This window comes from Acetobacter fabarum, assembly GCF_040702925.2.
Classification (GTDB): Bacteria; Pseudomonadota; Alphaproteobacteria; order Acetobacterales; family Acetobacteraceae; genus Acetobacter; species Acetobacter fabarum_B.
Genome location: NZ_JBFCXX020000003.1, coordinates 148695 through 175055, shown reverse-complemented (window position 1 = coordinate 175055; position 26361 = coordinate 148695). Strand labels below are relative to the sequence as shown.

Genomic DNA, 26361 nt, shown 5'->3' with positions numbered 1-26361 from the left:
TCTGCCTGCCCCTATTTCTGGCTAGAACCCACCGCCGGGCCGTGGCGCAAAGCCCCGGCCCCAGACATCTTCCGTTGTGCGCACACGCGGCGGGCGCGGCTGGCATGAAATAAGATACAGCCCCACGACAAACACGATGTTTGAAAAGGCGTTGAACCAGACCGCCGTCCCGAATGTGGGAGGGGAGGTCAGTGCCTGATACACAACGTACATGGCGAACGGGATAGAAACAATCCGGACGCTGACAAGCATGTGCCGCAGCGGGTTGGGTTTTCCCGGTTTGACCAGCACGCGCACACGACCAAGCCCGATAAAAAAGCTGACGCACAGGCACCAGACCAGCACGTTAAAGATCATATTCCCAAAATCGTGCATACCGGTCAGCACAAACACGGCAATAATGGAAACGGCAGACAGCAGCAAAGAGCCAAACTGGCAGCTCATGCCTGCATCAAAGGCCGGAAAGCGTTCTGGCAGTCTGTCTGCCAAGGGCTGGCAGACCTGATCCAGCAGCCAGCTATCCATCCGTGTTATACGTTCACCGAGTGTCATGGCTGCATCATAACGGATTATGTGCCGTGATGCACGAAAATGCCGTGCATCACACACTTGCGGTCCGGCTTGTGGCTCAGGCGCTTTTTGTGGTGTCGGTCGTGGGCAGCACGCCATCGGGCGTATGCTTGTCCACGGCGTCGGGCAGAAAATGCACCAACGCTGTGACTACGGTATCGGCTGGAAGGCCGGTTTTTTCCACCAGCGCATGCACCGCATCACTCCCCAGAATGGAGCGGATTTCATCCGGCGTGGCGGGCACATTGCCGCTCTGGCTGATCCATGAACGTACCTTATCCCCCAGCCCGGCCTGATCAGCGCGGTCCAGCAGGGTCTGGATTGTCTGCGGCTGCGCCAGAGACTGGAACTGCTGTTTGACAAGTGTCTGGACATCTCCGCCCAGAACGCTTTCGACCTTACCTACAATACTCTGAAAAAAATCAGACATATCCACCCTCTTTCCCATATCCGCCACCAGAGCGGCCTGTCGGCTGGCACGGTGCCATTTGGTCGTGGAATGAATAACCGATCCATGCAATATTCATAAGCACAAACCGGCTCCAGACCGATTTTCCCCGTTTGAGAAGCGATAGCTGATATGCGTCTGAACCCACAAGGAAAAAACGGGAAAACACGCTACGGTTACAGCCCGTATTCCCCAGCTTCCTCCGTTGCAACAAAGTAGCCATTGTGCCCAGTCTTTCTTTTCCCCTGCTTGACAGGATCGGTCGCCTGCGGGCCTTCCGCCCGTTAGGGCCGCCGGGTGCGCAGAGCAAACTGCCCCTGAACTGGCTGCTTGCGCCCACGCCATCCGCAATAGGGTTTGCTTTGCGGACGACAGCAGCAGCCCTGATCTCACTGGTTATCGCCCTGTGGATGGAACTGGACGACCCGCAATGGGCCCCCATGACCGTATGGATCGTGGCACAGGGCTCCCGGGGGGAGAGCATGTCCAAGGCACGCTGGCGTCTGGTTGGCACAGGAATTGGGGTGGCCATGTCCATCACCCTTATTTCCGCCTTTAACCAGACCGCATGGCTGTTTTTTCCCGCACTGTCCATATGGCTGGGGTTATGCTGCGGACTTGCAACCCTTGTGCGCAACTTTCGTTCCTACGCGCTGGTGCTGGCAGGTTATACAACGGCCATTATTGCCATAGGGGCCATTCCCCACCCCGAAAACGTGTTCATGACCGCCATGTCCCGCGCGACGTATATTGTGCTGGGCATTGTGTGCGAAAGCGCGGTCGCTGGTCTTTTTGCCCATAATCTGGCCGAGATGGCCCGCCGCAACATCCGTGACAAGCTCCGCATGGCCCTGAGCAACGTATCCGAGGCCGTGGCCAGCCTGCTGGCCGGGGATGAAGAAGCCCTGACCCGCTCACGCGCCATGTTTGGCCCCATCCTGTCCATTAACGACCAGATTGAGTTCTCAGAAGCCGAGATGGGCCCCCACGGGCATGAAGGGGACCATGCCCGCGCAGCCCTTGCTGCGGTTTCGGTCCTGCTCTCACGCGGGCTGGGCATGACCGTACGGCTGCAATACGTCCAGACCGACCAGCCCATATTCCGCGAGACGGCCTCCAATGTCAGTACTTTTCTGAGCAGCCTGCCAAACCGCCTGAACACGGAAACCGGAGTGCGCGCCATTCTGCGCGACCTGCAACTGCTCCGTGCGGAATGCCACCAGCAGATTGTGGATGCCCTGACGCACGAAATCGGCTCCGCCTTTACGCTGGAAGATGAACACTTACAGATTTCCGCCCTGCTGGATGGACGCATCCTGCACAATGCCATGGACGAACTGCTGGGTGAACTGGAACAGGCCATCCGGGAATACGATGCCAGCCAGCACTTCATTCGTGGCGACCACTTCCATTTCCGCCTCCAGTCCCATGTGGACAAGCGCGAGGCTGCCTATAACGGTGTGCGCGCAGCCGTAGCCCTGAGTGCCGCCGGACTGGTGTGGGAATGTACGGCATGGCCCACGGGCCTTGGCTTCATTACATTTGTCGCCATTGTCTGCGGGCTGTTTGCCACGCGGGAAAACCCTGTTGTTGCCACCACCCAGTTTATGATCGGTGGCATATGGGCAGCCCTTGTTGCGTTTTTTCTGGTCTTTTTTGTCCTGCCCACACAATCCAATTACGAAATGCTGGTGGCTACACTGGCCATTCCCATGTTCGCCGGTGGACTGGCCGCGCGCAACGCCAGCACGGCCCTGCACTCCGCCGCCTATACCCTTTTGCTCCCCAACTTTGTACACCCGCTCAATCAGGGCCGGGTGGATGAGGTCACATGGTTCAACTCCACATGGGCCATTCTGCTGGGGGTGTTTTTTGCGGTTCTTATTTTTCGCGCCGTGCTGCCCTTTAACAGCGCAGCCGAGCGCTGGCGCATGCGCCGGACCCTGCTGCGGGACCTGCGGACACTGGCTTCAGCCGAACCCACCCCCATGACGCGGGACTGGATTGGCCGCAATATTGACCGCTTTGCCCGCCTGATCCGCCATGCTGGCCCTACCCCGTCCCCCACCATTGAAGGCTGCCTGCAGGGCACACTGGCCGCCATGACCATCGGGTTGAACATTATCCGCCTGCGCGCGCTGCTGCACCGCAACCAGATCCCCCCTCCGGCGCGCCGGGCCATAGAAATTGTCATGAAGCGGATGAGCCATTTTACAGGCAAGTATGGCCATACAGCCCATGCGGCCCGTGTAGCGACCACCGCACTACGCCGGATGGAAGCCGCTGAGCCCAATATTTCCACCCGTATTGAACTCACCCGCGCCATTGCCTACCTGATCGTGGTTTCCCACGAACTGGACGCCAATGCCGTATTTCTGGACGCCACGCACCCATACCGGGCAGTGTGATGCCACAACCGGATCTGATCCGGGCAAGGCCCCACACAGTACGGTGTGCCCGTGGGGGGCCTATGCCCCGCGTGTAAACCGGGTGGGTACTACCTTACTTCAATGGGCCTGTACCTGACGACACGCCTCATGAAGGGAAGTGGAACCGGGGGAAGCATTGGCACCTCCCAACCCATCACCACAGATGAGGCCGTACAATAAGCTTTTTAATGAGCTTCAACATCATGGAAGCGGGTATAGTCCACCGTAATGCGCCCATCGGGGCGAGAAAGCACAATATCCACAAAACGGTGATTGTACTGAACACGGTCAAACCTGTAGGCAGTTCTTGCGAACACGGTCTGCCCCAGAGCCTCGTCCGTGCCGGTAACTGTTACAATAATTTCGGCTTCCTCCCCTTCCAGTTCGGCAACCGTTTTACCATGCAAGGGGCTGTCAGGCGTAATAACGTGGGCCATAACAAAAGCAAAACGCAGCACGGGCACATGGGATTGCATGAGCAGAAGCTGGTCAAACTTGCGAACCAGATGGCCGTTGTCGCTGACGACCAGACGGGACAAAGCCACTTCAATATCGACCGACAAAATAACGCTCATCCGCAAGTTGGCAATACGGATGCACAGGGCGGGTATCCCTCCCTCGTTACTGATCACAGCTTTATTGCTGAACATCAGTCTGGCGCGAGGGCGGGCAAAACGGGCAAAAACCACGCCCGTTGCAAGGGCCGTCAGCATCATGCCCACACAGACCTCAATCGAGACAATGGCATTGGCATAAGCCCCGATCGGGCTCATGGTCCCATAACCAACGGTCGAGAGTGTCTGCACGCTGAAAAAGAACAGGGACAGCAGCGTGCCGTGTGAGAGCCCCGTAATCTGGCCCGGGGCCACCATATACAACAGGGCGAAAACGAGATTGATTACAATATAGGACACAACAGCAATAGCCGCAAAAGCAGGCCAGCTTGCCGTAAGTGCATGGTGGTAAAGATCGCTCCACACACTGTCCTTTACCCCCACGCGCACGACATCACGATGGCTTTTTTCCTCAACCAGCGCATGCGCGCGAAAGCGTCTGATCGCCTCCTTGGTGCTTAAATGAAAACGCCCTCCTGCCCTACCATCGCGTTTGGGGACAACATTCTCCAGCTTGGTGTGGCGTTCTGCCTCCCCCTTGCGGTTGCGTTTTCTATAATGGTGGAAAAGTCTTTTCATCATCACCGCTCCGTGCGCACAGCCTGACGGACGGGCCTGCGCGTGAATGCGGTGTATACAGCAAGGTAGCTTCTGTGCTCCATGGATTATGCATGGAAGACCTGCTTAACCTGCGATTATTTTCAGGTGTCATATTTTTTCAAGAAAATGAAATAAAAACATCCCTTAAATGCCTCAAATAACACACCATGACCTGATCCTCCACGCCACCCGCCTCCTGTATTCCCCACCGTTACGGGTACGGACTAGCAGGATGACGGAGGATATGTGGAAAAAACCCGAGGCTCCTGCGTATTCAGGACAACACGGCCTATGCCAGTGACAAGTACCAGTGCATGGGCTTTACTGGCAGAGCAATAAAGTCACGCGGTAAAATCCCCGGTCAGTGAGCTCCATCCGTTTCGGCAAAAGGTCTGAGCACACTCTCACCCGCATTACGCGCCCATGCCTGAGCATCATCCGCCGGTGGCATGGGGTTACCTTTGGTCAGGCTGCCATGGACCAGCGTTTGCGCATCCATCCGGTTCAGGCTGCCAGATTGCGCGGCGGCACTCTGAGCCGCCCGCGCCCACAGGGCATGCGCTCTGGCCTGATCCCCCTGACTGGCTGCAATCCGTGCAGCAAGGGCAAGAGCACGCGCCATATCATGGTATGCACCTGCGCTCTGGCGCAGGTTTGCCGCTTGCTCCGCCTGCTGCCCGGCCAGTACGGGGTTGGCATGGCGGAGCACGCGGGCCTCAATTTCAGCCCGGTCAGCCTGCTGCGCCACGGAGAGCGGCTGCTTAAGTCCGGTCAGGTACACATCTGCGGCCTGAAGAGCGCCCTGATCGCCCTGCGCATCAGCAGCAAGGCCCAGCACAAGGGCCGCCCGTGCGGCAACACCCGTATCGGCGGAGTGCATGGCCTGCTGCGCCAGAGGAATGGCCTGCGCGTAATGGCCAAGCCGGTAATGGCTTGCGGCTTCGACCAGATCGAGCGAGGATATATCCTGCGCACCACGCAGTTGTACAGCCTGACGGGTGGCCTGTGCTGCCTTCAACGCTTCAGCAGGCCTGTTGGCTGCCAGTTGCGAGACGGCAAGGTCATACCCCGCCTCCGCCACGGCTGTTCCATCATCACGCGCAAGCGCCAGATTGGCCGCCTTGCGGTACTGCGAGACAGCAACAGTATAACGCCCCAGATCAAAGGAATCCCGACCCGCCATCATGGTCTGATCCCAGGCGGCATCATCCTGCGCCGTGGGTTTGCTCTGGCTGGCGCCACACCCGGCCAGAAGCAGAGGGGCTGTCAGCACCAGCATATGTGCAAGACGTCTCATGGCCGCACCTGCTGGGGAGCCAGACGTTTATGGTGCGTCACCTTCTGTCCACCCAGCAGCCACATACCGCGCAACTGGTCTGTCAGTTGCTGCAAGCCGTAAAGTGTGGTCTGGGCCTGTGCCAGCATGGCTGGCAGGTCCGCCGTACTGGCCTCCACGTTGCTGGCAATGGCTGGCAGATGCGGCGTTGCATCCTTGACGTCCTTGGTAGCGGATTTGAGGTTCCCCATCGTGGCATCTGTCTTATTCATGATCCCCGAAACCTGTTTTTCAATCGGCTTGAGCCGTTCGATCACAGCATCCAGAGAGGCAATGGTCGCTTCGGACTGGCGGATAAGCTGATCGTTGGTCATCAACTGCCCGATTGTCCCCTTGCCCGCATGCATGTCGGTAATGGTACCATCCAGTTGGGCCATCATATGTCTGGCGCTGGCCAGCGCGGGCATGATTTCGGCCTGAATACTGTTCAGGGTCGCGGTAATCTGGTCTGCGGGGTTGGGGGCCGGTGTGGCCGAAATAACGGCGTAGCTCCAGTCCATCGGGTCCCCATGCCCACGGCTGAGGTCCAGAAAGGAAGCACCTGTTACAATAAGCTGCTTGCGGATGAGGGCTGTACTATCCCGCCGGATGAAGGGCTTGGCCTGCGGGTCAAGGTCAACCATGGCGTACATGTTGCCTGATGGATTGAGCTTGATGCTGCGGATGGTGCCCGCATGCGCCCCCATAAGCTGTACGTCCCCGCCAACGGTCAAACCGCCAACACCAGATGCTGGCAGCACAACGCGCAGCCGTGCAGGCGGGGTCAGCCAGTCACGCAGCACACCAGCCTCGATAACCGCGCCCCCAAAAATGAGTATGCTCAGAAGCACAAGAAACCCAACCCATTCATCTGCATAACGCAGGGAAATGAGAGGTTTTACTTTCTGTCGTAAGCGGAGTTGGAACATTATCCCATCCGTACTGCTACAAGACCATCATCTGCAAGCCGCCAGGTTGCCGTAACACCCTGCCGATATTCCTGCCAGACTGCGTTATTCCTTACCAGCCAGATAACCCCGGCACCCCTGTCGCGCGCCTCGGTTATTGCAGCCAGAAAAGAATTGCTCAATTCTGCCGGTCCACTCTCAAGCGGGTCTTCCAGCAGCAACAAATGGGGCCTTCCCAAAAAGGCCCGCACACAGCTTGCGCGCAAAAGGTCTTCCTCAGGTAAAAAGCTGGGGTTTTGCGTGGGCAGGCCGGGCAGGCCAAAATTTTCCGCCAGTCGGGCGGCATCATGCACCAGAACATCAATCGGACGGGTTGTATGGTGCAACTGCTGCAGTACAATTGCCAGATGCACCGGCACAAATTCGGGCCAGCTTGCCCGGTGCGTCACACGCCCGATACGCCCGCGCAGGGCGTTGAGCTCCCGGTCGCCCAGATCAGCCCAGTCCAGCCCCATAAACCGCACGGAACCATCCTCCAGCGGCACAAGCCCACAGCACAGATCCGCAAACATGGTGGCGTGTCCTATATCGCGCGCTTCCACCACCATGCAGTCTCCGGGCATCAGCTTCATGCTGAAGGGAACCGGCGGCAGACCGCTTTCATCAAAAGACGGGATTGCCTTGTTCAGCTCAAGCAGGGGGCCGGAAGCGTACATATCCATCTTACAGATCCAGACTGAACAGAACGCTCACCACCATCACAATCAGCATCCCGCGGGAAAAGCCACGGGGCAGCAGGGTACGCAGTGAATCCTCGCTTGTGGCGGTCAACCCGGTCAGGCAGCCACCAAGCCCCACCACAAACCCGACGGTAATAAACTTGAGCGGGATAATAACATAATCCGTGCCGGACATGGCTGTTGCCACGTCATCCAGAAAGACCCAGACCGGGTTGTTGATCACGCCGGACATGCGGCTCATCACATACCCCGTAACAAGGGACGAGAACGAAAACAGGATACCCAGCGTAAACCCGGCCACGGTAAAAGCCAGTGTACGGGGCAGCACCAGCAGCAGAAACGGGTCTATGCCCACAGCCTGCATGGAGCGGATTTCCCCCCCTATGCTCAGAAGCCCCAGCTCCGTGGTGGAGAGCATGCCATTCCGCCCCAGCAGAAGCACGCCCACCAGAATGGGCGCTATTTCACGCACGACAACATTGATCAGGATAGAGCCGGTCATGGTGGCGAGCCCGGTCAGACCCAGCCAGTAAATAACCTGCGAAACAGCGGCAAGCCCGGTCAGCACCCCGGCAAACATGGTGGCGATAAGCCCACCGCGGATGATGTTGTTCATGGTGCTGACAAATTCGTACCGCACCGTCCTGCGCCATGAATGCGCACGAAAACTCTCGAAGATCACCCCCCAGGATGCGCCAAGCATGATGAGCAGAAAGCGCGCCTGCCTGCGCGTAAGCCGCCCGATCCATGCCAGCTTGCCAAGGCCCCACTGGACTGGTGCAAAAAAGCCGCCCTGCCCTGTCTGCCCGGCCAGCACCGGGTCGCGCGTTGTATCGGTGGGTGGCGGGAGCGGCTGGGGAGCCTGTGGATCGGTCTCACTCATCGGCGGGCCGCCAGCGTATAGGCACGGCCAAGGCCCAGATGCGGCACAAAGAACGAGCCACGACTGCGGAACAGGTAGCGGTCACGCAGGCTGGCATAAACACGCTCCGTAACCTGAATGGTGCCGGGGTCTATCGCACTTTCTGCCATCAGTTCAGCAAGAGAGACAGTCTGCCCCCACAGGTTGAACACCGTTGGCGCCTGCCCCACGGCCCCACCAAAGGCGGGGCCAAAATCCATACCCATGGTAAACACGGGTTCCAGATCGGCAGCAGCCAGCGCCCCCATGAATGTTTCACGCATTTTAAGCGCGGCATTGGCCAGACGGAACAGGGCTGTGGGGTCTGGCTCCGTGGTGCAGCCCGCCATGCAGATCATGCGGTGTCCGGCCACTTCCACCGCGAACAGGTGCTCTTCCTGCGCAACAGTCTGGACCTGTGTTGCCAGCTGGTTGATCAGAGTGATCAGGGCCGCGGTTTCCTTGTTTCCTTCCACTACAGGGTCGGAAAAGCTGACAACGAGCACGGCAACGGACGGGTAAATACTCGCACCGGTTACCTCTGCCATTTCATCCGCCCGCATGAGCAGATTATCGGATATGGGCGTGCCTGTTACCGCTACGGGAGCGGAGGTCCTGCTGTCTGCCGCAGGTTTCTGCAGGGCTTCCAGCGCATCCTGCGCGGCAAAGCGCGTACCCGCAATGCTGGCCATAAGCTCCACAAAATACAGCAGATGCGGCAGCATGACCGGGTCTTCCAGCGCAAGCATGCCCAGCGTGCCATGAGGGCCATGAACGGGGTACACCGCAAGTGCGCGGGTACTGACCTCACGCATGACCAGCCGTTCAAACCGTGTCGTACGCTCATCCGTAGCGGCGTTGCTGACGGAGAAGGAAGACCCTTCCTCTATGGCGTCAAAGAACTTGCCCAGTTCCTCGCGCCCCATTTCAAACCCGCCGGAATGGGTGTTCTGGGTCCGGTCATAGGTATCATCACACACCATGGCGGCGCCATCATGCAAAAACCGCCACAGGCTGGCGCGACGCGCACCCGCAACCTGCGCCAGTTGCTCCGTAAGAACCAGCGCGTCTGCCGCAGGGTCAAACAGATGCGGCGCCACAGCCACCTGCTGCAAGGCACCACTTTCCTGCGCGACCTGAGACTGCTGCACCGCAAGCCTGCGGTTACCGGCTTCCGTCCGACGCAACTGGCGGATGTAAAGCCCCCCCAGAAGGAGCGAAAACACCGTAACAATCCCCGCGAACTGAAGGCTCTGGCGGCTGCTCTGGTGCGCGAAGCTGCCAAAATCGTTTTCGGGGGCGGCAATCAGCAAAATCCAGCCCTGCGCATAACGCGGCAGGGCCGAGGCCATGGTAATATAGGACCTGCTGTCCCATTCCACATGTTTGGGGCCAAAACCACGCACCCGGTAGTGGTCATACCCCAAGGCAAAAACCGGGTAGATTTTGGGGTCCAGCACCATTTTGTCCGGGTCCCAGCCCGCGGCCTCCGCATGCTGGGTAAGATTGCGCCCTGCAATAACCCGTCCCTCGCCGTCCACGATCATGGCGCTGCCGGATTTGCCGATTTTGATTTTATCCAAAAACGCGCTGAGTTCGTTGAGCGAGATATTGGTGGCAAACACCATCTCATGCCCGTCATCACGCCGGAAGCGGAGCGAACTGGTCATGACAAACTGCTTGTCGGTCGGAAACAGGTAGGGCTGCGTCCACTGGATAGTGTCTTTGCCAGCCGTGTTTTTGTACCACGGGCGCACGCGCGGGTCGTAATCAGCGGCGGGGGCATCATACTGCCGGACCTGCTGCCCCGCAGTATTGAAAAGAACATGATGCAGAATTTTTGTGCCGCCCGGCTGCGTAACAAGGCGGACATGGTCCTGCACGTCCTTGTCGGGGGAGCGGGTGATCAGCGTAAAATTACCCTGATCATCGGCCAGATAGAAAGACTGCAACTGCGGAATTTTTTGCAGCATGATGCTGCCGTAGGAATAAAAGACCTTATCCGACACCTGCGGTGGGGCATGCTCGATCATGCCTGCGGCAATCAGGTTCCCGGCGGCGGAAGGTGCGATATAGTCCCCTACTTCCTGCCCGATATAGTGCTGGGTTGCCTCCATAAGCTCACGCGTGAGAACAGACACACCCTCGCTCGTCGTGCGGTATGAACTGATGCCCACCCACGCAATGGCCAAAACGGTCATGATGATCAGCACGAAGGGAAGAACCATGTGCAGCAGCACCCGCTGGATGGATGCATCGTGCTGAACTGTCGGGTCTATGATCTCTTCAGAAGACACGCACCAAATTCCACTGCCTGTTGGTCATGAACATTCGCGCCCCTGCCACCATGGCCTCAGGCAGAACCACTGGCGCAATGCAAAGATGGGCTCTCCGCACAACAGAGATGTCTATCAGGTAACGTGCCTGTCACCAGCAGAGTTGTCCACCCCTTTAAGGGAGTGGCAGATCAGACCGCCAGTTCACCTCAAAACGGGTTTGCACACCCAGTGCCTGCCCAAGCCGGTCCAGCCCACGCCGCACGCTTTCACCCTTTACGGCAACACGGGTGGAGGTCAGCGTCAGCACGAGTTCCGCCCCCTCCCACGCAAGGGATGTTCCTTCCAGCAGGCTCCCCGCTCCACCAGACAGGGAATAGGCCAGACGCAACGCCAGACCGCAGGCCACGGCGTCACGCCGTTCCCCATCACCCAGCAGCGCAAAGGAAGGCATCAGGGCGGGCGCGCTCATATCCACCGAATACCGCACGGCAAGCGCCAGAGACAGCCAGACACGCGCACGGTGGTCAAACCCTGCCCCCTGCACACGCAAAATCCGCAGGTAGGTCTGCTCGGCCCGGTATTCGGGGTGGTCGTGGCTGCCAATATCGGACAGCCAGCAGGCTATACGGCGCAGGTGCTGTTCTTCCGCCGTTTCGTTCGGCTTGATGCACCCTGTCCATGTCCACAGGATTTCGGGCAGGGTATTGCTGCGGCCAAAACGTGCACACATGTCGCGCGCAACGCTTTCCATCGGGTCCTGCGGCAGGTAGCTGGGGGCCACATTCATCATGTACCAGCCTTCGCGCAGGCCATCCACGCAGAACACGATCTTGCTGGGCTGGATTTTTTTCATCAGCCTGCGCAGGACCACGGCGGCGAAGGGAATATCATCCAGCCGTTTGCGAGGAGCACCGGGCAGGTTCTCAAGGCTGCGGCGGGAGCTGTTCTGGAGCCAGCCGGTCATCTCGCGCGCTTCCTGCACGTCCAGCGTGTAGTAGTGCACAATGTTCAGCGGGTACTGGGTTCGTGCAATCTGCAGCCGCGCGAGCGCACGGAACGCCCCCCCAACCAGATAAAGCGGCTGCCCCCGGACTCTGGACAGCCAGTCAACACCATCAATGTCCTGATCGGTCAGCAGTTTGGCAACGTCCAGATCCCCCCCGCAGCGATCCGCCAGACGGATCATGCCCAAAGGCAGGGTTGTGGCATCGTGCCGTCCGGTTTCGGTCAGGTGAATGAGTTCGAGCGACCCGCCCCCAACGTCAGCCACCAGCCCGTCTGCTCCGGGTATGCCGCACATGACCCCAATGGCGGAATGGTCAGCCTCCTCCTTGCCAGACAGAATACGCACCGGCACGCCGGGCATGCTCTGGCGCAGCATTTCCACAAAGGCGGGGCCATTTGTGGCGTCACGCACGGCAGCTGTGGCCAGCACCTCAAACGGGTCAGCCTGCATGGCGCGTGCAATGGCATGGAAACGGCTGAGCACCTCCATGGCCATGCCCACACCTTCATCATTCAGGCGACCTGTGGTGGTAAGGCCCCGACCAAGCCGCAACACGGCTTTTTCGTTAAAGATGGGCTGCGGATTGCGCGAGACCCCCTCGAACACAACCAGACGAACCGAGTTGGACCCAAGATCAACCACCGCTGAACGACGCTGCATGTCCGTCTCCATTACCAGCCGTTCCCGGACAGGCCATTATGCTGCCCGGCAGTATGAAAGTGCACAGACATACGCGACATATGGGAAAAAGAAACCCCGTTTTCAGTCATCCAGCATCAGGTCTTTGGTCTGGGAGAGGGAGGCGGGGGCTCTGCTCAGGCTTTCATGGGCTGCGGACCCTCGCCCGGAAAGGGAGGGATGGGTCATGAACCATTCATGGGCGGAGAACGCTCTGGAACCTGCGCCAAGCCTGCGCCACACCCCATTCTGCTCCAGTATCCATGACTGAAGGGTGTCGCGGATGTTGGATACCATAATCTGGTCCAGCACCTGCGCATGCACGGTGGGATTGGTAATGGGCACCATGCTTTCCACCCGCCAGTCCATGTTGCGGGTCATCCAGTCGGCGGAGGAAATATAGACCTTGGCATGGCGCGATGGCAGGCGGTGACCGTTGCCAAAGGCAAAAATGCGCGAATGTTCCAGAAAACGGCCCACAATGGATTTGATCCGGATGTTTTCCGAAAGTCCGGCAACGCCGGGGCGCAGGCAGCATATGCCGCGAATGACCCCCACAATCTTAACCCCGGCACAGGATGCACGGTACAGGCAGTCGATCAGGTCCGCATCGACCAGCGCATTCATTTTCAGCCAGATCGTACCCGGACGCCCCGCTTTGACATGCGCGATTTCCTCCTTGATCAGGTCCTTGAGCGTGCTGCGGATGGTAATGGGGGAAAAGGCGATTTCCTCCATCCGCGCGGGCATGGCGTAGCCGGTCACGTAGTTGAACAGCCGCGCCGAATCCCGCGCAAGAGCCGGGTTGCACGTAAAGAACGACAGATCGGTATAAATGCGCGCCGTAATGGGGTGATAGTTCCCCGTGCCAAAATGGGCATAGGAGCGCACCTGCGCTCCCTCCCTGCGCACCACAAGGCTGAGCTTGGCGTGGGTTTTAAGGTCGGCAAAGCCAAACACCACCTGCACACCGGCGGCTTCGAGCGCACGGGCAAGGCGGATATTGGCTTCCTCATCAAAGCGCGCACGCAGTTCCACCATAGCCGTGACCGACTTGCCTGCCTCTGCCGCCTCGATCAGCGCCTTGACGATGGGGGAATCGCGTGACGTGCGGTACAGGGTCTGCTTGATGGCGATAACATTGGGGTCCAGCGCTGCCTGACGCAGGAACTGCACCACCACATCAAAACTTTCAAACGGATGATGAACCAGCAGGTCCTTGGCCCTGATGGCGGCAAAGCAGTCCCCGTTAAAATCGAGTATCCGCTCGGGGAAGCGGGGCGTATAGGGCGGGAAAAGCAGGTCCGGCCGATCATCCACGATCATCTGCTTGAGGTCCGCCACCCCGATCATGCCTGAATGGACGGCAATTTCGTCCGGTGGCAGGTCCAGATCAGAGGCAATGGCTTCGGCCAGTTCGGCAGGGACGCGCTTTTCCATGTCCAGATGGATAACCACCCCGCGGCGGCGGCGCTTGAGTGCGCTTTCGTAGGAGCGGACAAGGTCTTCCGCCTCGTCCTCAAACTCCACATCCGTATCGCGTACAACCCGCAGCACACCGCTCTCGCCCACAACCAGCCCGGCAAACAGCCGGTCAATGAACAGGGAGATCAGGTCTTCCAGGCGAATAAAGCGCACACGGGCAGGCTCGCCCGCAACAGCCTCACCCGTGGCAGGCAGGCGAATAAAACGCTCAACCTGTGCGGGGAGCAGGATAAGGGCGTTCATGGCGAACAGGCCCGTGCCCTCGTACAGAAGGCGCAGGCCCAGAGCCAGCCCCATGTTGGGAATAAAGGGGAGCGGATGGGCCGGATCGACCGCAAGCGGCGTCAGTACGGGAAAAATGCGATCCATGAAGCAGGTTTGCAGCCACTCCCTGTCCGCATCGTCCAGATCCTGCGTTTCGCACAGTGTCACGTGGGATTGGGCCAGCAGGCCACGCAGTTCCACCCATATCCGCTGCTGCTCGCGCAAAAGGCGGGCGCAGCGCTCGCGCACCGCATCCAGTTGCTGGGCAGGAGTGCGCCCATCAGGGGAGATGGTAGTCAGCCCTTCGCGGATCTGGCCGACAAGCCCCGCCACACGCACGGAATAGAATTCGTCCAGATTACTGGCGCTGATGGACAAAAAGCGCAGCCGTTCCAGCAGTGGGTTCCGGGCGTTATCTGCCTCATCCACCACGCGCTGGTTGAAATCGAGCCATGAAAGTTCGCGGTTGATGAAGCGCGAGGGCGTTTGCAGGGTAACTTTAGGCTCAACCGCTTTTTTAGCACGGGTACTGACCGCTGCCTTGGCGCGAGAAGACGCGCGTTTGGAAGACCCACGTGTACGACTGACGGGGGGGGTGTTCTTTTTATTATGTGCGGCCACTAGCCTGCGCTCCCTCTCCTGCATTGTCTGCCCCGGCAATCCGGCCGATCCGAGGACCGCACCAAACCGGATACGCCGTCAGCATATCCCAAACACGATGGCCCCGGAATGTTCGGGGGTGTCAAATCGCCATCATGTCATAAAACTGAAATATTCCTTTCACGGTTCACCATCGCGCGCAAAAAGTCCTTCCAGCACACTGGCAGCCAGAACGCGTGTGACTTTTCCGCCCGATGCCATGGCGGCCTGATCCAGCGCACCAACACAGTCACGCACCGCACTGGCCCGGCGTGGCAGACGGCGCAGCAGCCACTCCGTAACCTGCGGCGCTACAACAATCTGCCGTTCCGCAAGCAAACGCAACAGCAGACGATGCAGCAGGTCCTCCTCCGCCTGCCCCAGCGGCACGGAGGATGTGGCCCGCAGGCGGCTTGCCAGATCAGGCAGCGCGGCAGGCCAGCGCGCAGGCGGCAGACGCCCCGCCATAAGAAGGAACATGCGATGTTCACGTACCAGATTGATCAGATGCAACAGATCATGCTCGCTGGGCACGCAATCCGCGTTATCCAGTGCAACGGCCTTGAACCCGCCCTGGCTGAACAGGGCGGCCACCTCGCGCTCGTTCAGCCGCTCCCCTGCCATAACGGGCGCACCATACCGCCCTGCCCAGATGGAGAGCAGATGCGTCTTGCCCGTTCCCCCCTCACCCCATAAAGCCATGCGGCCTTCGGGCCAGCGGTAGGGGGCTTCCGCATCCAGCACCCAGGCGCGCGCGGCCGCGTTGGAGGGGGCCGCAACAAAATCCGACCGTCCGAATCGGGGGCGGTACACAAATGGCAAGGCGATCTGCATTCCCCCATCCCCTTCATTTATGCGCCGCTTCCTGCCCTCTTTGGGGGGGTGGGGCGATGCTTTTGTTTCATCAAACCGCGTCATGCCGCTTTGCGCGCCGCCTCTCCTGCCGTAAAGACTGTTCGCGGGAATCCTGAATGACTTTGGTTCCCGGTATCGACCTTACTCTCATTCGGACCAAGAGCGCACCCATGACGTCTTCTCCTAGCACCCCTTCCTCCGGCCTCACCTACCGTGATTCCGGCGTGGACATTGAAGCAGGCGAAGCCCTTGTTGACGCCATTCGCCCTGCCGCCAAGGCCACGGACCGGCCCGGCACCATGGGGGGACTTGGCGGCTTTGGCGCTCTGTTCGACCTGAAGGCCGCAGGCTTTACCGACCCTGTTCTGGTTTCCTGCACCGATGGCGTTGGCACCAAGCTGACCGTAGCCATAGATAACGACCTGCACGAAACCGTGGGGATCGACCTTGTGGCCATGTGCGTGAACGACCTTATTGTTCAGGGCGCGGAGCCGCTGTTTTTTCTCGACTACTTTGCCACTGGCCGCCTGTCCGTGGCCTCTGCCGCCAAGGTCGTGCGTGGCATTGCCAAAGGATGCGAACTCTCCGGCTGCGCCCTTGTCGGTGGTGAAACAGCGGAAATGCCCGGCATGTACGCCGATGGGCATTACGATCTGGCCGGTTTTTCCGTTGGAGCCGCCGAACGCAGCGCCCTGCTGCCCGCAGGCATTGCCGCAGGGGATACGCTGATTGCCCTGCCCTCCTCCGGTGTGCATTCCAACGGCTTTTCGCTCGTGCGCCGCATTGTGGCCGACGCCCACCTGACATGGACCGACCCCGCAGCCTTTGCCCCGGGCCGCACACTGGGCGAGGCTTTTCTGGAACCCACAAGCCTGTACGTGCGCCCCGTACTGGCCCTGCATAAAGCAGGCCTGCTGCATGGGGCCGCCCACATTACCGGTGGCGGCCTGCCGGGCAACCTGCCGCGCGTGCTGCCCAACGGGCTGGATGCGGTTATTGATCGGGCATGGCCCATGCCTGCGGTGTTCAAATGGCTGGCGCGCACCGGCAATGTGGACAGTGCGGAAATGCTGCGCGTGTTCAACTGCGGTATTGGTATGGTCCTGATCACCCCCGAGCCGGACAAGGTACTGGCCATGCTGGCCGAAGCGGGTGAAGACGCCTTCCGCATCGGCTCCATTGCCGCAGCACAAAGCCCGGATGCCAGACCTGACCTTAAAATGCAGGCAACCCCGGACTTTCGGGCAGCATGAGCACGGCAAAAACACCTGTCGCCATTCTGCTCAGTGGTCGTGGCAGCAATGCCACCGCCCTGATCACCGCAGCGCAGGACCCGGATTTTCCCGCCCGTATCTGCCTTGTCCTGAGCAACAACCCCGATGCGCCGGGGCTGGACATGGCACGCGCCGCGGGCCTGCCCACACTGGCCATAGACCACCGCAGCTTTGGCAAGGATCGTGCCGCACACGAACGCGCCATTCATGCCGCACTGGAAGACTCTGGGGCGCAGGCTGTCTGCCTTGCAGGGTATATGCGCCTGCTCACCCCCTACCTGACCACAGCATGGGCCGGGCGGATGCTGAACATTCACCCCAGCCTTCTGCCCTCCTTCCCCGGTCTGCACACGCATGAGCGCGCTCTGGCCGCCGGTGTGCGCCTGCACGGCTGCACGGTGCATCTGGTCACCGAGGGAATGGATGAAGGGCCTATTCTGGGTCAGGCCGCTGTTCCCGTTTTGCCGGGCGACACGCCAGACCTGCTGGCTGCACGCGTTCTGCAACAGGAGCACGGGCTTTATCCTCTGGCCTTACGGCATTTTTTAACGCAAAACCCGGCAACAGCGCCCAACGGTGCTGCGCTTGTGGTGGCATGAGCCACTACCTCCCTTGCTTACCGAACGGTTTTTTGCCCTCATGACCACACCAGCGCGCTCTTCCTCTTCCAAACCGCGCGGCCGGTTCCGCCCCGCCGCCCCACAGCCCGACCCCACACGGGATGTGGCGTTTGATATTCTGTGCGGCGTTGTGGAACACCGCCGCATGCTGGAGAACAGCCTCTCCCGCTCGGCGGCCGCACATCAGGCAGAAGCGCGTGACCGGGCTGCCGCCCACCGTCTGGCGGCCACAACCCTGCGCCACATGGGCACATTGCGCACGGTGCTGGAGCCCTTTTTAAAAAAAGAACCGCCCGAGCCGGTGCGTGTTGCCCTGATGATGGGTTGCGCACAGTTGCTGTTTCTGGAAACACCGCCCCATGCTGCGGTTGGTACCACCGTATCCCTGCTGCGCAGGCGCAAGCTGGCACCGTTTGCAGGGCTGGCCAATGCCGTGCTGCGCCGCGTAGCCACAACTGGCCCCAGCGTGCTGGATGGGCTGGACCAGCCCCGTCTGGACATTCCTTCATGGTTGTGGACCTCCTGGACCGGGCTGGGCAAAGGTGTGCCACGCGCCATTGCTCAGGGCATCAGCCACGAAGCCCCGCTGGATATTACCCTGCGCCCCGGCGCACAGGCCCCCGAAGGAGGCATAATCCTCCCCAACGGGTCCATCCGTCTGCCCGCGGGCACAAGGGTTGCCGAACTGCCCGGGTATGAGGAAGGTGCATTCTGGGTACAGGATGCAGCCGCAACCCTGCCCGCCCGCCTGCTGAACGTACAGCCACACGAGCAGGTGGCCGACCTGTGCGCGGCTCCGGGGGGCAAAACCGCCCAGCTGGCCGTAACAGGAGCAACGGTGACAGCAGTGGAAAACAACCCGGCCCGTCTGGTACGCCTGAAGGAAAACATGGCGCGCCTTGGTCTGGATGTCCGCACGTTGCAGGCCGATGCCGCTACGTGGCAGCCCGATGCCCCGCTGGACGCCATTCTGCTGGATGCCCCCTGCTCGGCCACCGGTACGGCCCGCCGCCACCCTGATGTGCTGTGGGTCAAACGCCCGCGCGACCTGACCACCCTGACCGCTACGCAGGACAAGCTTCTGGCGGCGGCAAGGGATATGCTCAAACCCGGCGGCAGGCTTGTTTACGCCGTATGCTCCTTGCAGCAGGAGGAAGGGCCAGACCGTGCGCGCGCGGCACAGGCCATGGGGCTTGTCCCCATGCCCTTTACGCCAGAGGAACTCCCGTTCCTGCCGCAGGCCTTAACGCCGGAAGGCTGGCTGCGCACCCATCCGGGCATGTGGCTGGAGGATGGCGGAATGGACGGCTTTTTTGCCGCCCGCTTTACCCGGCCCGCCTGAACAACTGCCCCTTATACAGGCAGTTGCCGCGTAAAAGTGCACAAACTGTTTTTCTGTAGTTGCACAGGCGGCTGCTATTGCGGATAAGCAAGGAATGAGTGCTGCACCATTCCCCCTGATCGCCCCTAGTATTCTGGCTGCGGATTTTGCACGGCTGGGAGAAGAAGTAGAAGCCGTGGCACATGCCGGGGCGGACTGGATCCATCTGGATGTGATGGATGGTCATTTTGTGCCCAATATTTCGTTTGGGCCAGCTGTTATCAAGGCATTGCGGCCACGTAGCACCCTGCCCTTTGACGTTCACCTGATGATCGCACCTGTTGACCCCTACCTGGAAGCCTTTGCTCAGGCCGGGGCCGACCAGATTCTGATACACATAGAAGCCGGGCCACACACACACCGTTCGCTCCAGCTTATTCGCCAGCTAGGGGCAAAGCCCGGTATTGTGCTGTGCCCTGCCACACCGGCCGCTGCCATTGCCGAAGTGATGGACCTTGTGGACGTTATTCTGGTCATGACCGTTAACCCCGGTTTTGGAGGCCAGAAGTTCCTGCCCAGCCAGTTACCCAAAATTACGGCTTTGCGGGAGATGATCACACGCAGCGGGCGCGATATCCGTCTGGCGGTTGATGGAGGAATAGATGCCACAACAGCTCCACTGGCCACACAGGCTGGCGCGGATGTGCTGATCGCCGGAAGCGCCGTGTACGGCAAACCCGATTATGCCGCGGCCATTGCCTCCCTCCGCAAGGCTTGATCTATCGCATGGTGATGAGGGTGCGAATGCACCAAATGCTGTCATAAAGTTCCATTAGGGTAGCGCCCTCAATACCCCAGCTCTGGAGTTACATTCACCTGATGCCCCTACGCCGCTGGACCCGTGCCCCCCGCCTTGCCTATGCCATGCGCAACCCGCTTGGCGGTTTTGCGCGTGTTCCCGCTGCCCCCGCCGTGGTACTGCGGGACCTGTGGCCGGGCAATGCAACGATAGGGGAAAAACTGGTCCGCAACCGGACCGAGTTTGATGGTGTCCCCCGCTCGCTCCAGTCCGATATATGGGACGACCCGGCATGGCCAGCCTCTTACCGCCGATGGTTACAGGGCTTTGGCTGGTTACAGGATCTGCGTGAACTGGGGGCTGAATCCGCGCGGATCAAGGCACGTACGCTTGTTGCGCACTGGGTGCGCCTGCCTGCGGCCGAACGCGCGGTTATGGACCCCTCCATAACCGGGGCACGGCTGAGTGCATGGCTGGGCTGTTATGAATTTTTTGCCGCCTCCGCCGATGATGTTTTTCGCCAGCACCTGATGGCCTCCCTGATGATGGAGGCCCGCTCCATCATAGTGCTCATGCCTGATGCCTCTTATGGCTGGCAGGCTCTTTGCGCGCTTAAGGGGTTGCTGGCGGTTGCGGTGTCCATTCCCGATTATCCGGAGTTCCTGACCGGCTACCTGCGTCTGATTGACGAGGTCATAACAAGCCAGATCCTGCCCGATGGCGGACATATCACCCGCAGCCCTGAAGACCTGTTCCTGACGGTCAAGGAACTGGCGGAGATGCTCTACATTCTTCAGGTTGCGCGCCTGCCACTGCCAACAACACTGGTGGATGCAGCCAACCGGACCGCCCCCGCCCTGCGCGCCCTGCGTCATGCCGATGGCGGACTGGCGCTGTTTAACGGCAGCACGGAACGTGACTCCCAGTTGGTGGAGCTTGTACTGAACCGCGTATCCCGCTCCCGTGTTGTCGCCGCCGGGTTGCCCGAAAGTGGATTTGCCCGCCTGAGCAGTGGCCGCGCACTGCTCATAGCGGATGCCGCAGCCCCCGCCCCGGCCGGATTTGACCATACAGCCCATGCGGGCATGCTTTCGTTTGAATTTTCATCCGGCAAACAACGGCTGATCGTTAATTGCGGGGCCAGCAGGCAAAAAGGGTGGGCAGAAGCCCTGCGCTACCCTGCGGCCCACTCCGTTCTGGAACTGGCGGGCATGTCCCCCATGACCTTTGAGGCCAACGGCACCATCAGCAGGCCACCACAGGTCAGTCGCACCCACGCAACACAGGACGGCGCGCACTGGCTCGACATGACCCATAACGGGTACGAAAGTCAGGGGGGAGGCCTGTACCACCGCCAGCTTTACCTGGGCAAAGACGGGCGAACCCTGCGTGGGGAGGAAAAACTGGAAGGGGCAACGCTGGCCCGTGCGCCTTGCGTACGCTTCCACCTGCACCCTGATATTATGGTAGAGCCAACCGAAAACGGCCACCTGCTGCACAGTGAGGAAGAAAGCTGGCTCTTCCAGTCCGATGGACAGGTCAAGGTGGAAGAAAGTGTATATCTGGGTCAGGGCCGCAGGATAAAAACGCTCCAGCTTGTCCTGACCCCACCTGCACCACCACAGGATGAGGACGCAGCCACGCCCCTCCCCCAGCCGGACAATACGGAGGGGGATACCGACCCCACACAGCAGGTGACCCTACAGGAAACAGAGCAGGAACACTCCCCCCCAGCGGATTCCACCCCCGATGCCCCAGCCAGCACGGCAGAACAGGACGCGCTTCTTTCGGGCACTTCATCCACTGAAGACGGGGTAGAACCACCCCCTGCCAGCACGCCGGAACCCAAACCGGCTGCCACCAGCCATCCGGCACGCCTCCACGCCATGATAGGGCAGCCCCCGCCCAAGCCGATGCACTGGGCACTGACACTGATCAGCGAATAATCCCGACCGTGAAAATACTCGAAGTCACGAATATTGATTTTTCGCTTGTCCAGTTCCCGCTCCCGCTCATGCGCGCCCTGCATGGGGAGGGGCACGATGTTGTGGGGGTCTGCGCCGATGGCGACCTGCTTGACGGGCCAAGGGCTGAGGGTTTTCGTATTGAAACCCCACCTCTCTGGCCTGCTCCCTTTCCCCTTTTGCGCGACTGCGCGCCCTATGGGCGCTTATCCGGCTGATACAGCGCGAAAAGCCGGATATGGTCCATGCCCACATGCCCATTAGCGGCCTTCTGGCCCGGGTGGCCGCCAGACTTTGCGGCGTTCCGTGCATTGCATAGACCTGCCACGGCTTTCTGTTCAACCAGCCCGGCTCCCGCACGGCGCAGCATGCTGGCAAAAATGCTGGAACGAGGGTGTGGCGTCATAACCGATATTTACCTGACCGTATCGCATGAGCAGGCGGCGGATGCCATGCGCCTGCACTTCCACCCCAATAATCCGCAGGTCATCAGCAATGGGCGGGATAGTCGCGTTTTTCACCCCGATGCGCAGGCACGCCAGAAGATCCCGCAGCATTACTCCACTGGCGCAGGCTCTGCGCCAGTGGGTGAGCCAGCCCGCCCTGCGCCAGAGCATGGGGGAAGCCGGGCGCAAACTGGCGCTCTGACATGTTATGAAGAACGTATGGTTATAGACAGAACCGTAAGCCTGCTAACGCAGGCGAACAATCCGGCAGGCTGAAAGTGAGTGCCCCTGCTCAGTTTTTTTTTGCAGGGCTGTCTGTTCCGATCGTTTTGGCGGCAGGCAGAAAGCGGATGGTCAGACGCGAGGGAGAAGCTGCCAGCCGCCCACCTGTGCGGATTTCATCCAGCCGGATGCGCACGCCTGAGTCATTTTCCATCAGATGCCCGGCAACACCCTTGCCGATCGTTGTCTCGCCCGAAAGTGACCAGTACGTTCCTGCAAAATCTTCCAGCCGTTGCAGGTTATACACCTTGCCCACGCTGTTACCGGAGGAAAAACCGATTGCAGCAGCCGAAGCCCCGCTGACTTCAAACGGGTAGTCATGCCCGCCATAAGTCAGTACACCGTTGCCCCAGGTGTAGCCCACACCCAGATCAGCCGAGCGGGTTTTAAAGGTAACCTCCGCCACGACAGGGCCGAGAACGGTCTCTGCTCCTGCGGGCAAGACCCATGCGCCGGACAGTGCCAGCGCCGCAAGAAAACGACGGGATGCTGAGCGCATCAATAATGCTCCTTGTGTTCGGGACCACCAAAACATGGCATAGGGTTCTGCCGCTGCATAGCTTTATTGCAGGCATGGCTGGGCGGTTTATGTGTTCCAGACCGGGTCTTTAAGCGTTTCCACAAAAGCTGTGTGCGCGGCCAGTTCGGCAGCCGTAGGGCAGATTTTCACCACCCTGCGCGCTACCGGACCAGCGTACGCCACGGCGGGGGCCTGCTCACCATCAGCCACCAGCCCCAGACCGTGCTGGCGGCCGCCCATAAGCTCCACATACACTTCAGCCAGCAGTTTGCAGTCCAGCAGCGCATTGTGGGTTGTACGTGCGGACAGGTCCACGCCAAAACGGCGGCACAATGCGTCCAGACTGTTGGGCATGCCGGGAAAACGCTCGCGCGCCATATCCAGCGTGTCCACCATACGACCCATATCCAGCAGTTTGCGGCCTGCACGCTTGAGTTCGGCGTTTAAAAAGCCAAAGTCAAAGCGGGCATTATGCGCAATAAGGGCATCATCCCCCACAAAGGCCAGAAAATCGTCCACGACCTCGGCAAACTTCGGCTTTCCCTCCAGGTCCGCACGGGTAAAGCCGTGAACACGGCTGGCCTCTTCGGGTACATCGCGCTCGGGGTCCAGCAGGATGTGGTAACTATTGCCCGTGGGCAGGTCCCCCACCAGTTCCAGGGCTGCAATTTCAATCACCCGGTCCCCGGTCGCGGGGTCCAGTCCTGTTGTTTCCGTATCAAACAGGATGGATCGCTTCATGCCCTCAAACTCCTGATAAAGCGGCGGACCTGCCGCTCTGTTTCCTTCATGGACAGCCCTGTGCGGATAACGGTATCCGCCTTTTGCACCCTGCGGGCATCCCGCATCTGGCAGGCAATAAGCCTCCGGGCCTGCGCGGGGGGCATGTTGCGGCGGTGGGCCACACGCCTGCGCTGCACCCATGGGGGGGCAGACACCACCGCCACCCGGCTACAGAGCCGATCTGCCCCGGTTTCAAACAGCAATGGAATATCCAGCACCACGCAGGCGGCCCCCTGAAGGCGGGAGCGGCGCAAAAACTCGGTGCGGGCACGGCGCACCAGAGGGTGCATAATGGCTTCCAGTTTTTTCAGCAGTGCCGGGTGTGCCAGCACAGCCTGCCGGAGTACGGCCCGGTCCAGCCGCCCGGCCGTGACAGCCTGCGGCACCAGTTGCGCAATGCGGGGCAAGGCAGCCCCACCGGGAGCCTGAAGGGCATGAACGGTGGCATCTGCATCAAACACCGCCACACCCGCACGGCGCAGCATACTGGCAACCGTGCTTTTGCCCATGCCCATGCCTCCGGTCAGGCCCAGTATTTTCATGCGTAAACCCTGCCTTGGTCAGTAAGGAGCAGATCACGCTCAAAGGCTGTTCAGAACATGGTCCTGCGTGGCATCGTCCACTTGCGGGTCCACGCCAAACCATTCCTTAAAACCAAACCGTGCCTGATGGAGCAGCATGCCCAGCCCCCCCACCGTGCGCAAACCCTGCCGGGTTGCCGCCGCAAGCAGGGGCGTAACCAACGGAGCATACACAATATCCGCCACCACCAGATCCTCCGCCGCCTGCGCCAGAGAAGGGCAGAATAACGGGTCCGGCCCTCCGGCCATGCCCAATGAGGTGGTGTTGACCAGCAGAGCGAACTCCCCCAGTCGCTGCTCCCACTCGGACCATGCCAGCACATCCGTACCGGGCAATGCCGCGGCCAGCGTTGCTGCGCGCTCCTGCGTGCGGTTGGTTATGGCAACCCTGATGCCCCTGTCCTGCAACGCCGCGGCTACGGACCGCGCGGCCCCACCGGCCCCAAGCAACAGGGCACGGGTCTGCGGGCGGGGCGGCAGGCTGCTGGCCTCCAGACTGGCGACAAACCCGCTACCATCGGTGGAAAGGCCAAGGATCTTCCCATCCTCACGGAATACAAGCGTGTTGACCGCCCCTGCCCGCCGGGCCGAGGCATCCAGCACATCGGCCAGCTTATAGGCAGCCTCCTTATGGGGAATGGTAACATTAACCCCCCTGAAACCCGCAGCCTGCAACCCGAGTACGGCCGCCACAAAATCCTCCGGAGCCGTAGGCAGGGGCACATAGGCACCATCCAGCCCATAGCGCCGCAGCCAGTAGTTATGCAGCGCGGGCGAGCGGGAGTGCTCAACCGGCCAGCCCATAACACCGGCCAGCCGGGCCTTACCGGTAATAATCTGCGGGGGAAGTGTGGTGGGGAATGTGCTCATGGCCGCTGTTCATACCTTGTGCAAAAAATCCGCCAGGCCTGCGGCAGCAGGCTGGCCAGCCGGGCGGCCCATTCCGCCTGACCAACCGGGTGAGCAATCAGGTCCTGACGGATTTCAATTTCAATATGCGGCAGGGCCCGCTGCTCCCCATGCAGAGGGATTGTGTAATCCGATGTATCGGTCAGGGCATAGGGTTCATTATCCCCTACCACCAGACCTTCGGCCCTGAGCAGGTCGATCATGATATGGGCCAGACGGGGGTCATGGTTATGCAGCAGCCCCACATGCCATGGCCGCGCCACCTCGCGCATGACCGGCGTAAAGCTGTGCAGGGCCACCACAACCACGGCGCGCTTTTGCGCCAGCCGGGCATCAAGCTCCTGCGTAATCCGCTGGTGGTAGGGGTGCAGAATGGCCTGTTCGCGCCATGCCCGGTCCTGTACGCTCAGGCTCTGGTTGCGTGGAACAACCGTGCCATCACTCTGCGCCACAATGGAGGTGGGGTGGCCCGGCGCGCGGTTGCAGTCGATCACCAGACGGGAATACACCTGCTCGATCAGCACCGCAGGCAGGGCATCGGCCAGTTTGCGGCCAACACCGTCTATGCCAATATCCCACCCGATATGGCGGGCGCGCTCGTCCGCGCTCAGGCCCAGACCATCAAGCGTGGGTGGAATGGCCTGCCCCGCGTGGTCACTGACCAGCACAAACGGCCCGCCGTCATCCCGCCCGTAAACCTTAAAACTCTCAGCCAATATTTCTGTCATCAGTCATGCCGGCATGTGCCAGTTTGCCGGGTAGCGGGGGCGGACGCATGACATCCGTTACCCCGAACCCGAAAAAACGCCTTACTGGGCGGAGGAAACAATAACAGCGGCCAGATCGGCCTCGGCCCGGACGCGGCCTGCATCCTCACCACCCAGACCTTCCGCATCCAGACCACTGCCATCCAGCTCATAGACCAGATAGGCGGGATCTGTGCCGTCCAGCGATTCTTCACCACCTTCACTGTAGCTGCGGGCAGCCACGTAGTCCGGTCCACGCATCTTTTCTTCCAGCCGACGCACGGCGGCAACCGGGTTTTTCGCCTTGATCACTTCGAGCAGCACATTCGCACCCGGGTCGATCACTCCAAAAGTTGTCAGTTCGTGAGCCATGGTCTTTTCCTGA

The 26361-nt window shown here is 60.4% G+C and carries 23 protein-coding genes and 1 pseudogene; 7 read left to right on the top strand and 17 right to left on the bottom strand.

Translation table 11 applies throughout. The features are described from left to right. Positions 1 to 21: 21 nt before the first annotated feature. Positions 22 to 552 (bottom strand): hypothetical protein, encoded by a 531-nt coding sequence (locus tag AB2L51_RS04445; protein WP_395581210.1) that lies wholly within the window; start codon positions 550 to 552, stop codon positions 22 to 24. Positions 553 to 628: 76 nt separating this feature from the next. Next, entirely contained in the window at positions 629 to 1000 is a 372-nt protein-coding gene (locus AB2L51_RS04440) for a YidB family protein (protein ID WP_395581209.1), read from the bottom strand. Positions 1001 to 1242: 242 nt separating this feature from the next. On the opposite strand from AB2L51_RS04440, the gene AB2L51_RS04435 reads away from it, so the two are divergent. Further along, positions 1243 to 3426, top strand: coding sequence for an FUSC family protein (locus tag AB2L51_RS04435; RefSeq protein WP_395581208.1), 2184 nt, complete (start codon positions 1243 to 1245; stop codon positions 3424 to 3426). 206 nt (positions 3427 to 3632) lie between these two features. Here the strand turns inward: AB2L51_RS04435 and AB2L51_RS04430 are convergent, their stop codons facing one another. From AB2L51_RS04430 to AB2L51_RS04390, 9 genes are all read right to left on the bottom strand, one after another. Continuing rightward, complete coding sequence (locus AB2L51_RS04430; RefSeq protein WP_395581207.1) at positions 3633 to 4643, bottom strand: ion channel; 1011 nt, start codon at positions 4641 to 4643, stop codon at positions 3633 to 3635. Between the two features lie 379 nt (positions 4644 to 5022). Continuing rightward, positions 5023 to 5958, bottom strand: coding sequence for a tetratricopeptide repeat protein (locus tag AB2L51_RS04425; RefSeq protein WP_395581206.1), 936 nt, complete (start codon positions 5956 to 5958; stop codon positions 5023 to 5025). Further along, positions 5955 to 6905: an MlaD family protein gene (locus AB2L51_RS04420; protein ID WP_166110602.1), complete on the bottom strand. Its 951-nt coding sequence runs from the start codon at positions 6903 to 6905 to the stop codon at positions 5955 to 5957. Before AB2L51_RS04420 ends, AB2L51_RS04425 begins: the two co-directional genes overlap by 4 nt. Beyond that, the gene (locus AB2L51_RS04415; protein ID WP_395581205.1) at positions 6905 to 7606 is read right to left on the bottom strand and encodes an ABC transporter ATP-binding protein; all 702 of its coding nucleotides are present in this window, start codon (positions 7604 to 7606) and stop codon (positions 6905 to 6907) included. Before AB2L51_RS04415 ends, AB2L51_RS04420 begins: the two co-directional genes overlap by 1 nt. A 1-nt stretch (position 7607) precedes the next feature. Next, positions 7608 to 8507: an MlaE family ABC transporter permease gene (locus tag AB2L51_RS04410; RefSeq protein ID WP_395581204.1), complete on the bottom strand. Its 900-nt coding sequence runs from the start codon at positions 8505 to 8507 to the stop codon at positions 7608 to 7610. Continuing rightward, complete coding sequence (locus AB2L51_RS04405; RefSeq protein WP_395581203.1) at positions 8504 to 10822, bottom strand: adenylate/guanylate cyclase domain-containing protein; 2319 nt, start codon at positions 10820 to 10822, stop codon at positions 8504 to 8506. Before AB2L51_RS04405 ends, AB2L51_RS04410 begins: the two co-directional genes overlap by 4 nt. A 154-nt stretch (positions 10823 to 10976) precedes the next feature. After that, complete coding sequence (locus AB2L51_RS04400; RefSeq protein ID WP_395581202.1) at positions 10977 to 12482, bottom strand: Ppx/GppA phosphatase family protein; 1506 nt, start codon at positions 12480 to 12482, stop codon at positions 10977 to 10979. Between the two features lie 90 nt (positions 12483 to 12572). Then, entirely contained in the window at positions 12573 to 14882 is a 2310-nt protein-coding gene (locus tag AB2L51_RS04395) for an RNA degradosome polyphosphate kinase (RefSeq protein ID WP_475557837.1), read from the bottom strand. A gap of 135 nt (positions 14883 to 15017) precedes the next feature. Then, a complete protein-coding gene (locus tag AB2L51_RS04390) occupies positions 15018 to 15794 on the bottom strand; it encodes a P-loop NTPase family protein (RefSeq protein ID WP_395581200.1) in 777 nt (258 codons plus the stop codon). Between the two features lie 107 nt (positions 15795 to 15901). Here AB2L51_RS04390 and purM point away from each other — a divergent pair, with 107 nt between their 5' ends. From purM to AB2L51_RS04360, 6 genes and pseudogenes are all read left to right on the top strand, one after another. Further along, entirely contained in the window at positions 15902 to 16984 is a 1083-nt protein-coding gene (gene purM, locus AB2L51_RS04385) for a phosphoribosylformylglycinamidine cyclo-ligase (RefSeq protein WP_395581199.1), read from the top strand. Continuing rightward, a complete protein-coding gene (gene purN, locus AB2L51_RS04380; protein WP_095348997.1) occupies positions 16981 to 17604 on the top strand; it encodes a phosphoribosylglycinamide formyltransferase in 624 nt (207 codons plus the stop codon). Before purM ends, purN begins: the two co-directional genes overlap by 4 nt. Positions 17605 to 17644: 40 nt before the next feature. After that, positions 17645 to 18967, top strand: coding sequence for an RsmB/NOP family class I SAM-dependent RNA methyltransferase (locus AB2L51_RS04375; protein WP_395581198.1), 1323 nt, complete (start codon positions 17645 to 17647; stop codon positions 18965 to 18967). A 94-nt stretch (positions 18968 to 19061) separates the two neighbouring features. Beyond that, the gene (gene rpe / locus AB2L51_RS04370; RefSeq protein ID WP_395581197.1) at positions 19062 to 19724 is read left to right on the top strand and encodes a ribulose-phosphate 3-epimerase; all 663 of its coding nucleotides are present in this window, start codon (positions 19062 to 19064) and stop codon (positions 19722 to 19724) included. 101 nt (positions 19725 to 19825) lie between these two features. Beyond that, positions 19826 to 21691 (top strand): heparinase II/III domain-containing protein, encoded by a 1866-nt coding sequence (locus AB2L51_RS04365; protein ID WP_395581196.1) that lies wholly within the window; start codon positions 19826 to 19828, stop codon positions 21689 to 21691. Between the two features lie 8 nt (positions 21692 to 21699). Next, positions 21700 to 22281, top strand: a pseudogene (locus AB2L51_RS04360) (glycosyltransferase); the annotation flags it as partial. Between the two features lie 166 nt (positions 22282 to 22447). Here AB2L51_RS04360 and AB2L51_RS04355 read toward each other — a convergent pair. The 6 genes from AB2L51_RS04355 to AB2L51_RS04330 all read right to left on the bottom strand — a co-directional run bounded on the left by AB2L51_RS04355 (position 22448) and on the right by AB2L51_RS04330 (position 26348). Then, the gene (locus tag AB2L51_RS04355; RefSeq protein ID WP_395581195.1) at positions 22448 to 22936 is read right to left on the bottom strand and encodes a hypothetical protein; all 489 of its coding nucleotides are present in this window, start codon (positions 22934 to 22936) and stop codon (positions 22448 to 22450) included. An 87-nt stretch (positions 22937 to 23023) separates the two neighbouring features. After that, positions 23024 to 23698 carry a DNA polymerase III subunit epsilon gene (dnaQ, locus tag AB2L51_RS04350; RefSeq protein WP_395581194.1) on the bottom strand — a complete coding sequence of 225 codons (675 nt, stop codon included), beginning with the start codon at positions 23696 to 23698 and terminating at the stop codon, positions 23024 to 23026. After that, positions 23695 to 24282 carry a dephospho-CoA kinase gene (gene coaE, locus AB2L51_RS04345; RefSeq protein ID WP_395581193.1) on the bottom strand — a complete coding sequence of 196 codons (588 nt, stop codon included), beginning with the start codon at positions 24280 to 24282 and terminating at the stop codon, positions 23695 to 23697. Before coaE ends, dnaQ begins: the two co-directional genes overlap by 4 nt. 39 nt (positions 24283 to 24321) lie before the next feature. Beyond that, positions 24322 to 25191 (bottom strand): shikimate dehydrogenase, encoded by an 870-nt coding sequence (locus AB2L51_RS04340; protein WP_395581192.1) that lies wholly within the window; start codon positions 25189 to 25191, stop codon positions 24322 to 24324. Next, a complete protein-coding gene (locus AB2L51_RS04335; RefSeq protein WP_395581191.1) occupies positions 25188 to 25958 on the bottom strand; it encodes an N-formylglutamate amidohydrolase in 771 nt (256 codons plus the stop codon). Before AB2L51_RS04335 ends, AB2L51_RS04340 begins: the two co-directional genes overlap by 4 nt. A gap of 81 nt (positions 25959 to 26039) precedes the next feature. Further along, positions 26040 to 26348 carry a hypothetical protein gene (locus AB2L51_RS04330; RefSeq protein ID WP_395581190.1) on the bottom strand — a complete coding sequence of 103 codons (309 nt, stop codon included), beginning with the start codon at positions 26346 to 26348 and terminating at the stop codon, positions 26040 to 26042. Positions 26349 to 26361: the final 13 nt, after the last annotated feature.

Coding starts and splice junctions, on each gene's coding strand:
- AB2L51_RS04335 (WP_395581191.1), bottom strand. CDS start 25,958: ATGACAGAAATATTGGCTGAGAGTTTTAAGGTTTACGGGCGGGATGAC.
- AB2L51_RS04395 (WP_475557837.1), bottom strand. CDS start 14,882: ATGCAGGAGAGGGAGCGCAGGCTAGTGGCCGCACATAATAAAAAGAAC.
- AB2L51_RS04410 (WP_395581204.1), bottom strand. CDS start 8,507: ATGAGTGAGACCGATCCACAGGCTCCCCAGCCGCTCCCGCCACCCACC.
- AB2L51_RS04340 (WP_395581192.1), bottom strand. CDS start 25,191: ATGAGCACATTCCCCACCACACTTCCCCCGCAGATTATTACCGGTAAG.
- AB2L51_RS04390 (WP_395581200.1), bottom strand. CDS start 15,794: ATGACGCGGTTTGATGAAACAAAAGCATCGCCCCACCCCCCCAAAGAG.
- AB2L51_RS04330 (WP_395581190.1), bottom strand. CDS start 26,348: ATGGCTCACGAACTGACAACTTTTGGAGTGATCGACCCGGGTGCGAAT.
- AB2L51_RS04375 (WP_395581198.1), top strand. CDS start 17,645: ATGACCACACCAGCGCGCTCTTCCTCTTCCAAACCGCGCGGCCGGTTC.
- AB2L51_RS04355 (WP_395581195.1), bottom strand. CDS start 22,936: ATGCGCTCAGCATCCCGTCGTTTTCTTGCGGCGCTGGCACTGTCCGGC.
- AB2L51_RS04400 (WP_395581202.1), bottom strand. CDS start 12,482: ATGGAGACGGACATGCAGCGTCGTTCAGCGGTGGTTGATCTTGGGTCC.
- AB2L51_RS04425 (WP_395581206.1), bottom strand. CDS start 5,958: ATGAGACGTCTTGCACATATGCTGGTGCTGACAGCCCCTCTGCTTCTG.
- rpe (WP_395581197.1), top strand. CDS start 19,062: ATGAGTGCTGCACCATTCCCCCTGATCGCCCCTAGTATTCTGGCTGCG.
- coaE (WP_395581193.1), bottom strand. CDS start 24,282: ATGAAAATACTGGGCCTGACCGGAGGCATGGGCATGGGCAAAAGCACG.
- AB2L51_RS04445 (WP_395581210.1), bottom strand. CDS start 552: ATGACACTCGGTGAACGTATAACACGGATGGATAGCTGGCTGCTGGAT.
- AB2L51_RS04365 (WP_395581196.1), top strand. CDS start 19,826: ATGCCCCTACGCCGCTGGACCCGTGCCCCCCGCCTTGCCTATGCCATG.
- AB2L51_RS04440 (WP_395581209.1), bottom strand. CDS start 1,000: ATGTCTGATTTTTTTCAGAGTATTGTAGGTAAGGTCGAAAGCGTTCTG.
- dnaQ (WP_395581194.1), bottom strand. CDS start 23,698: ATGAAGCGATCCATCCTGTTTGATACGGAAACAACAGGACTGGACCCC.
- AB2L51_RS04415 (WP_395581205.1), bottom strand. CDS start 7,606: ATGGATATGTACGCTTCCGGCCCCCTGCTTGAGCTGAACAAGGCAATC.
- AB2L51_RS04420 (WP_166110602.1), bottom strand. CDS start 6,905: ATGTTCCAACTCCGCTTACGACAGAAAGTAAAACCTCTCATTTCCCTG.
- purM (WP_395581199.1), top strand. CDS start 15,902: ATGACGTCTTCTCCTAGCACCCCTTCCTCCGGCCTCACCTACCGTGAT.
- AB2L51_RS04430 (WP_395581207.1), bottom strand. CDS start 4,643: ATGATGAAAAGACTTTTCCACCATTATAGAAAACGCAACCGCAAGGGG.
- purN (WP_095348997.1), top strand. CDS start 16,981: ATGAGCACGGCAAAAACACCTGTCGCCATTCTGCTCAGTGGTCGTGGC.